The sequence below is a fragment of the Acinetobacter sp. SwsAc2 genome, assembly GCF_013391465.1.
Classification (GTDB): domain Bacteria; phylum Pseudomonadota; class Gammaproteobacteria; order Pseudomonadales; family Moraxellaceae; genus Acinetobacter; species Acinetobacter johnsonii.
The window spans coordinates 1-10,567 of the sequence record NZ_JACBEZ010000057.1; the positions used below are offsets into that span (position 1 = coordinate 1).

Below are 10,567 nucleotides of genomic sequence, written 5' to 3' on the forward strand. Positions count from 1 at the left end.
AATGGCGTAAACTTCATATTGGTATAGATGCTGAAACCCTTCAAATACGCGCTATTCAACTCACTACAAATAATGTGAGTGATTCACAAGTGCTTGGTGATTTACTCAATCAGATTCCACAAGATGAGCAGATTGACTCTGTCTATACTGATGGGGCTTATGACACCAAGCAATGCCGTCAAGTAATTGCAGACCGACAAGCACATGCGGTGATTCCGCCAAGAAAAAATGCGAAACCTTGGAAAGATACAAAGACCAGCTCGCTAGAGCGAAATGAATTACTTCGAACAGTTAAACGTTTAGGAAGAACAATATGGAAAAATTGGTCAGGCTATCATCGGCGAAGTTTGGTTGAAACTAAGATGCATTGCATCAAGTTATTAGGCGATAAACTCCGTGCGAGAAACTTTCAAAGCCAAGTCAATGAGATTCATGCACGTGTGGCCGTATTAAATAAATTTACAGATTTAGGCCGACCTCACACCCAAGTTGCCACTTAAATTTAGATAACTTGGAAGAAGTTTAACTTTTGAATGTTTGTGCAACAAAGCCGTCTGAAGATATTAAGCTTTAAATTTTTTATGTTATTTATTTATTTTATAGTTGTTGGTTGGTGTGGTTTTTTATTTAAAAGATAAAATTAAATTGTTGTTAATTAATTTTCCTTTGTTGCTATTATCTCGAGGATTAAATATTAGAATGATCAACTATTTTTTTAATAAGATAAGATGCTTGAAGGTTTTCTCTTTGTTTATATATTTTGATTAAGTATAGTGCTTATTTAAAATCTATCAAGTAAAAAAATATCGAGGGATTGATTATACTAATTCAAACTATGTGTACCAATAATTGGTACAAAAAACCAAAGTTATTGGTATCCTTATGGTTGGTGCTGTTGTTTATCTTCCTAATATGCTAAATATCTAAAATGCAGGAATTCTAAGGTATGTTATCTAGCCTGACAATACAATCTCGCTTTTATTGGTGTGACATCTAGCTTAAAAAACCTGCATATGCAGGTTTTTTAAATGATAGAAAAGTCTTAAATTTGACTCTGAATATAATTTTCTACACCTACAGTCTCAACCAAATCGAGCTGTGTAGTTGTCCAATCTAACCACTCTTCTTCTTTTTCTAAAATCTCTTGAACAAGATCTCGAGTGACGTAGTCCAGTTGCTCTTCGGCAAGCTTGACAGCAGCTTGAATGGATTCAATGTTCTCTTTAACTTTACGGACATCACAGTTTAGAACTTCAACAGTATGTTGACCGATGTAGAGTTTACCTAAGTGTTGTAAGTTTGGTAGACCTTCTAAAAAAAGAATACGTTCAATGATTTTGTCAGCATGCTTCATTTGGCGAATCGATTCTTTATATTCGGCAGAACCGAGTTGCTCAATCCCCCAGTCATTAAACATACGAGAGTGGAGGAAATTTTGGTTAATGGCAGTTAAATGATGATAAAGCACCTGATTTAACTGATTAATTACATCACGATTGCCTTTCATGTGAAAGCTCCATTCAAACTGCGGCTTAAAAAATAATATCAATAACTTATGAGAAATATCTTAAACAACAAAGTGGATTTTGGCGAGTAATTTATAGAACAGCAAATGAAAATCGCAATCAAAAGCATACGAGGTGAAAATTAGATTTTTAGACATTTAAGAAAAGAAAACCCGCTTAGAGTCATAAGCGGGGGAGGAGCTACTCATAAAGAGTAAATTTATAATTATGGTTATTCTAAAAAACGAATCAAATACCTAGGCAGCAATGGCTAAGCGTGACGCAATCGCAGAGACTTCTGCGCTGATGATTGAGCGTGCTTCAGGGGCACAGCGACCACAGCATGTCCCGAGATCCAGCATCTCTCGAACTTCGCGATAACTGCCCGCACCATTTTCAACAGCGTCTTTAATATCTTGATCTGTAATACCACGGCATAAGCACACGTACATTTCAGCAAGCCACATAGAAGAAATAAGATAAGTGATATTATTGATAATTGTTATCGTTTGTCAATAAAAATCATTTGAAATCTAATTTCTATTTATTGGGATTTTGGATGAAAAAAAGCCACTCAATCGGTGGCTTTTTTTTAAAAAATATAACTCATTGATTAATAATCACAATACCATCCATCTCAACCAATGCATTTTTGGGTAGACTAGCCACACCGAGCGCAGCGCGTGCAGGATAAGGTTGTGCAAAATATTCGCCCATAATTTGGTTGACCAACTGGAAGTTTGAAAGATCGGTTAAGAAAATATTCAACTTCGCGATATCTGCCAGCGTTCCACCAGCAGCTTCGCAGACAGCTTTTAAATTATCAAATACACGGCGAATTTGTGCTTCAATGCCTTCAACCAATTCCATACTGTATGGGTCTAAACCGATCTGACCAGAAAGGTAAAGTGTATTGCCAACTAAGATTGCTTGCGAATAAGTGCCGATCGCAGCAGGGGCATTTTCAGTATGAATTACTTGGCGGGACATCGTGTTCTCCTATTATATTCACCACCAATCATAGCCTAGATTGGCATTAAAATGTGCGGATTTAAACAATTAACTCGCAATCGATGTTTCCGCAATACTCACTGGTTGAGCCAGTCGACTGATACGCGGGAAGCCAAAATGCATACGTAGATCACGAATGATTTTTGCAATTTGCTTACGGTTGTGTACCACAACATTGACATAAGTCTTGTCATCTTGATTACGTACCATTTCGACCCCAATTTTTTCTTTACGGCATTGATAAATTAGGTCGGAAATTTGTTCGTCATCCATGGCCATATTAATCAATAAATATGCAGTGAAACTAATTTCTTCTTCATTCTCATTAGTCCATTGCAACGGCATGATGTTTTCAGGGTGTAGATGTTGTTCATGCAGGAGATTATGACAACGCGCACGATGCACAATAAGACCGCGGCGTGATAAATGTCCTTGAATTGGATCACCCAACACAGGGTTACAGCAATGTGCGTATTTGACATCGACACCTTCAGTACCTTGAATGAGTCGGTCAGATTCCTGTGCACTTTGGTCATGCGCAAACAAATGATTCGCAACCAATTGCGGCAGTAAATCGCCCACGGCAATTTGTTCAAACAGTTGGTCTTTACTTTCAATATGTCGCCATTGTAAAAGTTCTAACCAATCTGATTCGGTTAAATCTTTAATGGATACATTGAATAGCTTTAAAGCGCGATTTAAAGCTTGTTGTCCAACAAGGCGTTGTTCTTCGATGTCTTGCTCACGCAGTATATTTTGTAAGGCACGACGGGCTTTTTGCGTGTTGACAAAGCTGAGCCAATCTGGGTTTGGGGTGGCCAAGACATCAGTAATAATTTCAATCACCTGACCACTGTGCAATGGCGTAGAAAGTGGTTTAGTTTCCCCATTGATTTTCGCACCTACCGCATGGTTACCTAAAAATAAGCTAGCAGAGTAGGCAAAATCGACTACCGTTGCACCTTGTGGTAACTCGTGTAGATGACCTTGTGGGGTATACACCCAAATTTTCTCTTGGTGTAAATAATCGAGCAGTTCGCTAAAAGTGGTTTTAGCACAGGCTCCATCGATCAAGACATTCAAGTTCTGCATCGAGGCTTGAATTGCAGAGCGGCAAGCTTGTGGAGCACTGTCTCCTAGGACCACACCAAAACGTGCAGCTTTACGCATCAGTTCGGTTTGAATGGTCACTGATAAGGTTGTGTTTTCACCTTTTAAGCGCAGTAGCAGTGATTGGTTACCACCTGGGAGGGGTTTACGGATATGGTCTGCAAAATGCAGAACTTGAAAACTCTCTCGCAACACGTCGGCTAAGCGGTCACAGTCAGCAATGCTATTTAAAATAATTTCAAAGGCGTGACTATGCGTGAGTTCATGTAGATCAATGTCATTTTTTACAAAGTGACGTAACAGTTCGATATTATTATTTTTCTTTTTAATTCGCCCCGATATTTGATGGGTTTTTAATAGCTCAGTAAGATTATTTTCCCATTTGCTTTGATATTCACAGCGTTTGGGTTTGGTTTGCAGGAGGGCTTCTTGGACATTGTTATACATGTCGAGATCAAGGTTTTGATAACACAGATGTTCGAGGTTATCGCCCATCTCATTCATGCCAACAATACGTGCCATTGGGACAAAAATATCAAAGGTTTCTTGGGCAATACGCGCACGCTTATCGGGGCGTAGTGCATCCAAGGTGGTCATGTTGTGATAGCGGTCAGCCAGTTTAATAATAATGACACGTGGGTCTTGTAGTGTGGCTTGCAGAATTTTTCGGAAAGAAGCGGCTTTATTATATTCTTTATCACTGGATTGGCTGAGTTTGGTGACGCCATCGACCAGTTCGGAGACGGTTTTTCCAAATTTTTCTGCAATATCTTCTTTGCTAAAGTCTGTATCTTCAATCACATCATGTAAAAGTGCCGCCATCAGGGTTTCGGCATCTAGACGCATATGCGCTAAAATACAACTGACCGCAATCGGGTGCAAAATATAGGGTTCGCCACTTTTACGGGTAATACCATCATGGGCAATATTTGCATAATCACAGGCCGCAAGCACTCGCTCGACGTCGCTTTCAGTTAAGTAAGCATCGATAATAGTTTTGAGCTGTTGTTTAGCTTGGCTGACCATTGGGCCTGGCATAAAACACCTTTAAGACGTAGCAATTACAAGAAAATTTTACTGACCCTCTAATGAAAAACATATTGCATGAGTTGTCAATTTATTCATTGAGAGAAAAGCAAAAAAGATACACCTAAACCACGATGAATCCTATCTTCTAGTTATAACGTGTATTGCACAAATATAAAAGTTATCCAATAAAAAAGCCTAGTTAAAAACTAGGCTTTTAATCGATAAATTTTTCTTATTGGAAAGAAAAACCATCTAAATTCAAATTGTTTGCAGAAAGTGCAAGATCAAGACTCGAAGTTTGGTAGTCTTGCTCACGTTGTTTCAAAATATCTTTAGAAACATGACCGATTGCGATTTCACGTAATGCAACAACAGTCGGTTTGTCATTGTCCCACTCAACAGTAGGTTCAATGCCTTGACGTGCCAATTGACGCGCGCGTTTGCTTGCCACTAGTACAAGCTCAAAGCGGTTGTCTACATGGTCTAAACAATCTTCAACGGTTACGCGTGCCATAAGAGTTCTCGTTACAAAGGCTAAAATTAAACAGACTGTGCAGTATAAGGTGCTTTGTCTGTAGACTCAAGTTTTAATCACTTTTCAACAGGGGTGATCAGCTCAGAAATCATTTTCTGATGACGACTCGCTTGCTGTGTAATGACTAAACGATTGGCAATAATTACAGACTCAAGATCGTGCAATGCCTTATTAAAGTCATCATTAATAATGACATAGTCGAAGTTGACATATTGTTGCATGTCTTCGACCGCACAGCCTAAACGACGCTCAATCACTTCAACCGAGTCTGTGCCACGGTTAGACAGACGTTGACGCAGATCAAACTGGCTTGGTGGTAAAATGAAAATTTGTTTAGAGTCAGGAAAAAGCTTACGAACTTGTTGTGCGCCTTGCCAGTCAATTTCTAGTAGGACATCATGACCTTTCGCCAGTTGTTCTTTTACTGTAGTTTGAGCTGTACCGTAGTAATTACCAAAGACTTCGGCGTATTCAATAAAACCACCTTGTTCAACCAAGGCTAAAAATGAGTCTTTTTCGGTAAAATGGTAATGTACACCATCAAGTTCGCCGGGACGTTGCCCACGTGTAGTATGAGAAACAGAAACGTGAAGATTCGTTACACGGTCAAGGAGGGCTTTTACGAGGGATGTTTTGCCTGTTCCTGAAGCTGCAGAAACGACAAACAAGAGACCCGACATGATATTTTTCCTGATATGATAAAATATCTTCTCTATTTTAGAGCAGACAAGGTTTAAACGAAATAGCAAGGCGTCACTTTGTTTGCATTTATTTTATTAGTTTCCGCTGATTGAAAAGTGGTATCGAGGAACATATGGAAATTGTATTGGCCAATCCACGTGGTTTTTGTGCAGGTGTTGACCGTGCGATCGCCATCGTAAATCGTGCGCTTGAGTGCTTTAATCCACCCATTTATGTACGACATGAAGTGGTGCACAATAAATTTGTCGTGGACGATTTACGTCAACGAGGTGCAATTTTTGTCGATGAATTGGATGAAGTACCCGATGACAATATTGTAATTTTTAGTGCGCATGGGGTCTCTAAAGCGGTACAAATCGAAGCTGAACGTCGTGGTTTAAAGGTTTTTGATGCAACCTGTCCATTGGTGACCAAGGTTCATATTGAAGTTACTAAATATGCCCGTGAGGGGGTTGAGGCGATCTTAATTGGTCATGAAGGCCACCCAGAAGTTGAAGGTACCATGGGGCAATATGACCTGAAAAATGGTGGTGCGATTTATTTGGTTGAAGATGAACAAGACGTGGCAGAGCTTGAGGTGCATCATCCTGAGCGCGTGGCTTTTGTTACTCAAACAACTTTATCGATCGACGATACTGCAAAAGTGATTGATGCGTTACGGGCGAAATTTCCTGAGATTCAAGGGCCGCGTAAAGATGACATTTGTTATGCGACTCAAAATCGTCAAGATGCGGTTCGTGATTTAGCAACACAATGTGATGTGGTCTTGGTAGTCGGCTCGCCAAATTCATCGAATTCAAATCGCTTGCGAGAATTGGCTGAGCGAATGGGCAAAGCCGCATATTTGGTCGATAATGCAGATGAACTTCAACAAGCATGGTTTGAAAATATCGCCAAGGTTGGTGTCACAGCGGGTGCATCTGCACCTGAAATTTTAATTAAGCAAGTGATTCAACGATTACAAGACTGGGGTGCAACACCACCACAAGAACTTGCCGGAACGGAAGAAAATATTACCTTTAGTTTGCCGAAAGAGCTGCGTATTCCTGTGACTCAGGCTTAAGGCATGAATAGATTTGTCTGGAAATAAACAAAATTAGTCGAATAAAAAATTCCCCATGTTTCTAAAAACAGGGGCGTTTTTTATGTTGTTATGGATAACTGATAGAGGCTGGTGTGACTGATTTGACAGAGGTTGGAATTGTATTGCCTCCACCTTTGGCTTTTCCTAACGTCACATTCACATTCCCTCCCATTTGGGTGGGGTCTTGAGTCATATCGGTTGTTTGGTCGCCAGTTACTAGAATATTACCAAAAACATTAATATTGGCATTACCGACGAATTTTCCTGATGCTGACCCTGTACCTCCAGCACCTCTAGACCCTATCATATTACCATATAGGAACATTGGTGCCCCTGGAGATGAGTTAAATTCGAATCCTGTATCGGTTAATAAGAGTATATTTGCTAAGTTGGCAGGATATGTATCCATGCCTTTAATAAATTGACTTTTATTGGCGTTAAAATAGGCCATTGTGCTATAGCCCACGGGCTTGCCAGCAGTATTAAGGTTATCGCGCAGAATTGCATCATACAGTTTGCAGTATTGTGTTGGATAATTGTTTGCTGGGCAGACTTTATTTAAACGAGCTAGAATATTTGCATCATTCGCTTCTAACAGATAGTGATATGGAGCATATGCATGGAATTCTGCACCGTGCTGATTACCGTTAGGCTGGACAGATTTAATTGTTCCTGTTGCAATAATAGTATTAATTATATCATCATTCCGAGTGTATGCATTGCTCACTATTTGATCATTCTTTTTTTTCATCGTTAAGTTGACATCGCCATCAAACCAAGTAATCCCCGCTAGTTGTGCAGCTGAACTATCAAACGTCCACACACCGCCGCTCAATGACACACCGCTTGGGCATGTGATTGATGTTTTTGTTGTAATATTGCTTGTACCTGATAAGTTATTTTTAGAGCAGATAGCAGCTCCAGCCGGATTTTTTTCAAAAATATAATTGGCATCTGATTTCAAACTCATTGCATCAGGAACATTTATTCCGCCTGAATATGTAGTAACCGTAATATTTCTGACAGTTCCACCTCCTGTAATTGTACCAGCATTAGCACCACCAACGGCAATTGATACATTGTCTCCTACTATTCCACTAAATTCTGCACTTCCGAAAACCTTTAATCCACTCGCAAAGATCGACCCTGTTGCAGTGCTCGTTGTTACTGTATCGGTGACTTTAAACAAGGCGCGTAAAATGGCTTTGGCACCGCCACTTTCGCCTATAATATCAAAGCAATAATTCCCCGTTCCAGAGGGGCAGCTTGGGGATTTGTTGTAGTTAATGACTGTACCTGTCGTAGACGTAACCGTGCCTGTGGTGGTTGCGGCTATTTTCGCCATATCCATATTTGAACTTTTTAAAAACTCAGATAAGGCTTGATAACCGACCATAGTCTGCATTTGAGCTTGAGTTTGTGCATGCGTGGTTACCGCACTCGATTGCATGGTCTTTACGGAAGCCACGTAGCCAATCGTTGCAACGGTTAGAGTCATTCCCACTAGCAAAATAAATAGCAAAGATGTGATGCCAGACTGTCGTCGTTTCATATTGATTTTTTTATGAATACTCTTAGTTTTCATTTTAGTTCTCCTTGCTGTTATGGGTTCAGTAGACAGGTGGTGTTGCGAATTTGTCTAGCGACACTATCACTACTTGCCGCATAACTATATGCAGTCACTTCAATGGTAAATTTACCCACAAGACCGCTGACGGCTGGGTTTGAGTTGATAATGCCGAATGGTGTGCAATTCGTTGCATCACTGACTTTAAACTCGAACTCACCTATACGGTTGTTGCTATTTTTAATTGTGGTGTTTGCGCTTTTAATCGGCATCAATAAAGTTTTGGTTGCCCCTGTGCTTGGGACTATTGCCTCTGAACAGCTATAACTCGAATATAGATTTAAACCATCAGTTTCATTGGCAAGGGCTTGGCAAATCGCACCTGATTTCCAAACAAATATAGGGCCAGCAGTGCCTTTTGTAATGAGCGTTCCATTTGCAGCTCGAACAGCAAAATTGGTACCATAGACTAAAGGGGTAGCGGCGTCGTAACCGATGCTTTGCATTATTTTGTCAATGGAAATCAGTCCTAACATCAGCGAGCTGTCTGTACCTGCGCCTAAGCTTGATTCTGCTGTCATTTTCCCTATTGTGATGAATACACGTGACATGGCTAAGATAATAATGATCGCTAGTGTCATAGCGATAAGCAGCTCAATGAGCGTTACGCCTTTTTGGGAGAGGTTTAATTTGTTCATGTTTTTCTCCCTTTCTTAAGGTTTAATTTCTACTTTTATAGGAACAAAAGTGTCGCTGTCTTGAATTTTTAAAGCTGGGAATTTAACTTTTATTGCTCCAGTGTTTGATGACGCTACACCACCAGTACTGTTAAATGCTGCGACAGTATAAGAACCTTCTGTGTAGGTACAATCCAAATTGACATTTTGTTCTGCCACAGCAATCGTTTTTGTGCTAACAGTGAGACATTGGGATGACTCAAGTTTATTACGCATTTGGTTAATTGTGTGTAAATGCACATTTTGATCGCGATGAAGTACAGCTGTACGACCAGCAATAAACGCACTACCTAATCCAATAATTGTCATTAAAAGAATAGAAATAAGGACTTCAATCATTGTTACACCACGTTGCTTTGAAAACGGATGCTTATAATTTAGCTTCTGCATTTGTGCCTCCATTCGCTGTAATGGTATAGGTTGTGCACGAGGAGAGATTTTGGCTGTTATTGTTGAAATTTATAGTGTTATTGGTGGTACAACCCATCGGACTTAAACTAATATTTACAGTTGCTGGTATTTTAGTTTTCCAAATAGTTTCAGGAGGAGTTTTTCCATTTTTAACAATAATTTCTTTATATGTGTTGTTGACTTCAATTGCTGATGCAAGTGTAGTCGCACCAATAATACCTTCTGGATTTTGTAAAGCTTCATTGCGTGCTTTGCCTAAAGCTTCAACTAAAGATTTTTCTGCGTTGCTGATTTGGGTATTGGCTATCCATGCCCGTCCTAAAGGCATAACTTTGGCGGCCAATATACCCAATAATGTAATTGTAATGAGTAACTCTATCAGTGTTACACCATTTTGTTGTTTTACCATGACGATATTCCGCCACATGTTGTACCACCGTTAATGGTACGTGTGTTTGCTTGATTGAGTGTTAATGTACAGCCTGTATTTCTAGTGCCTGTTTTTCCTGTTGCTGTGGCTTTGTTGCACAAACCTAGCCTATAAGGTTTATTCAGTCCTATAATTTCAAAATGAATAAACCTACTCCTAAAACTTATCGTACAACCAACTGGTCTTCCTATAATCGCGCTCTCATTAATCGGGGCAACATTTCCATTTGGTTTGATCCAAACACTCAGTGGTATGCACAACCACAAAACAAGCAAGGTCGAAATCAAACTTACTCCGATACGGCTATTCAATGCTGTTTAATGATCAAATCTTTATTTAGACTCTCTTTACGCATGGTCACAGGTTTTGTTCAAAGTCTGATTAAACTTTGTGGATTAAATTGGACCGCACCAGATTACAGTACGCTTTGTCGAAGACAAAAACAT

General features: G+C 39.8%; 12 protein-coding genes and 1 pseudogene. 3 read left to right on the forward strand and 10 right to left on the reverse strand.

All coding sequences use genetic code 11. The features are described 5' to 3' along the window. Positions 1–500, forward strand: a pseudogene (locus tag HYI04_RS16195) (IS5-like element ISAha1 family transposase); the annotation flags it as partial. 542 nt (positions 501–1,042) lie between these two features. On the opposite strand, the gene bfr reads toward HYI04_RS16195, so the two are convergent. From bfr to gmk, 6 genes are all read right to left on the reverse strand, one after another. Continuing rightward, positions 1,043–1,507: a bacterioferritin gene (bfr, locus tag HYI04_RS16200; RefSeq protein ID WP_004691472.1), complete on the reverse strand. Its 465-nt coding sequence runs from the start codon at positions 1,505–1,507 to the stop codon at positions 1,043–1,045. A 255-nt stretch (positions 1,508–1,762) separates the two neighbouring features. Next, the gene (locus HYI04_RS16205; protein ID WP_010327639.1) at positions 1,763–1,957 is read right to left on the reverse strand and encodes a bacterioferritin-associated ferredoxin; all 195 of its coding nucleotides are present in this window, start codon (positions 1,955–1,957) and stop codon (positions 1,763–1,765) included. 154 nt (positions 1,958–2,111) lie between these two features. Continuing rightward, entirely contained in the window at positions 2,112–2,495 is a 384-nt protein-coding gene (locus tag HYI04_RS16210) for a RidA family protein (RefSeq protein WP_004691470.1), read from the reverse strand. Positions 2,496–2,564: 69 nt separating this feature from the next. After that, positions 2,565–4,664: a bifunctional (p)ppGpp synthetase/guanosine-3',5'-bis(diphosphate) 3'-pyrophosphohydrolase gene (locus HYI04_RS16215; RefSeq protein WP_178896388.1), complete on the reverse strand. Its 2,100-nt coding sequence runs from the start codon at positions 4,662–4,664 to the stop codon at positions 2,565–2,567. A gap of 223 nt (positions 4,665–4,887) precedes the next feature. Then, a complete protein-coding gene (gene rpoZ, locus HYI04_RS16220; protein WP_004978050.1) occupies positions 4,888–5,169 on the reverse strand; it encodes a DNA-directed RNA polymerase subunit omega in 282 nt (93 codons plus the stop codon). A gap of 77 nt (positions 5,170–5,246) precedes the next feature. Further along, a complete protein-coding gene (gmk, locus tag HYI04_RS16225; protein ID WP_178896389.1) occupies positions 5,247–5,870 on the reverse strand; it encodes a guanylate kinase in 624 nt (207 codons plus the stop codon). A gap of 134 nt (positions 5,871–6,004) precedes the next feature. On the opposite strand from gmk, the gene ispH reads away from it, so the two are divergent. Further along, complete coding sequence (gene ispH / locus HYI04_RS16230) at positions 6,005–6,955, forward strand: 4-hydroxy-3-methylbut-2-enyl diphosphate reductase (RefSeq protein ID WP_178896390.1); 951 nt, start codon at positions 6,005–6,007, stop codon at positions 6,953–6,955. 88 nt (positions 6,956–7,043) lie between these two features. Here ispH and HYI04_RS16235 read toward each other — a convergent pair whose 3' ends face one another. Genes HYI04_RS16235 through HYI04_RS16250 form a run of 4 tightly spaced genes read right to left on the reverse strand, consistent with a single transcriptional unit; the run spans position 7,044 to position 10,100 of the window. Continuing rightward, complete coding sequence (locus HYI04_RS16235; protein ID WP_178896391.1) at positions 7,044–8,561, reverse strand: hypothetical protein; 1,518 nt, start codon at positions 8,559–8,561, stop codon at positions 7,044–7,046. Positions 8,562–8,578: 17 nt separating this feature from the next. After that, the gene (locus HYI04_RS16240; RefSeq protein WP_178896392.1) at positions 8,579–9,241 is read right to left on the reverse strand and encodes a PilW family protein; all 663 of its coding nucleotides are present in this window, start codon (positions 9,239–9,241) and stop codon (positions 8,579–8,581) included. A 15-nt stretch (positions 9,242–9,256) separates the two neighbouring features. Next, complete coding sequence (locus HYI04_RS16245) at positions 9,257–9,670, reverse strand: prepilin-type N-terminal cleavage/methylation domain-containing protein (RefSeq protein ID WP_178896393.1); 414 nt, start codon at positions 9,668–9,670, stop codon at positions 9,257–9,259. Continuing rightward, positions 9,651–10,100, reverse strand: coding sequence for a Tfp pilus assembly protein FimT/FimU (locus HYI04_RS16250; protein WP_178896394.1), 450 nt, complete (start codon positions 10,098–10,100; stop codon positions 9,651–9,653). Before HYI04_RS16250 ends, HYI04_RS16245 begins: the two co-directional genes overlap by 20 nt. Before the next feature lie 161 nt (positions 10,101–10,261). Between HYI04_RS16250 and HYI04_RS16255 the strand changes: the two genes are divergently transcribed. Then, a partial coding sequence (locus tag HYI04_RS16255) for a transposase (RefSeq protein WP_171456616.1) occupies positions 10,262–10,567 on the forward strand: 306 nt, incomplete at its 3' end.

Excerpts from the sequence above, each read along its gene's own strand:
- gmk (WP_178896389.1), bottom strand. The coding sequence starts at position 5,870 with ATGTCGGGTCTCTTGTTTGTCGTTTCTGCAGCTTCAGGAACAGGCAAA.
- ispH (WP_178896390.1), top strand. The coding sequence starts at position 6,005 with ATGGAAATTGTATTGGCCAATCCACGTGGTTTTTGTGCAGGTGTTGAC.
- bfr (WP_004691472.1), bottom strand. The coding sequence starts at position 1,507 with ATGAAAGGCAATCGTGATGTAATTAATCAGTTAAATCAGGTGCTTTAT.
- HYI04_RS16240 (WP_178896392.1), bottom strand. The coding sequence starts at position 9,241 with ATGAACAAATTAAACCTCTCCCAAAAAGGCGTAACGCTCATTGAGCTG.
- HYI04_RS16235 (WP_178896391.1), bottom strand. The coding sequence starts at position 8,561 with ATGAAAACTAAGAGTATTCATAAAAAAATCAATATGAAACGACGACAG.
- rpoZ (WP_004978050.1), bottom strand. The coding sequence starts at position 5,169 with ATGGCACGCGTAACCGTTGAAGATTGTTTAGACCATGTAGACAACCGC.
- HYI04_RS16250 (WP_178896394.1), bottom strand. The coding sequence starts at position 10,100 with ATGGTAAAACAACAAAATGGTGTAACACTGATAGAGTTACTCATTACA.
- HYI04_RS16205 (WP_010327639.1), bottom strand. The coding sequence starts at position 1,957 with ATGTACGTGTGCTTATGCCGTGGTATTACAGATCAAGATATTAAAGAC.
- HYI04_RS16245 (WP_178896393.1), bottom strand. The coding sequence starts at position 9,670 with ATGCAGAAGCTAAATTATAAGCATCCGTTTTCAAAGCAACGTGGTGTA.
- HYI04_RS16215 (WP_178896388.1), bottom strand. The coding sequence starts at position 4,664 with ATGCCAGGCCCAATGGTCAGCCAAGCTAAACAACAGCTCAAAACTATT.
- HYI04_RS16210 (WP_004691470.1), bottom strand. The coding sequence starts at position 2,495 with ATGTCCCGCCAAGTAATTCATACTGAAAATGCCCCTGCTGCGATCGGC.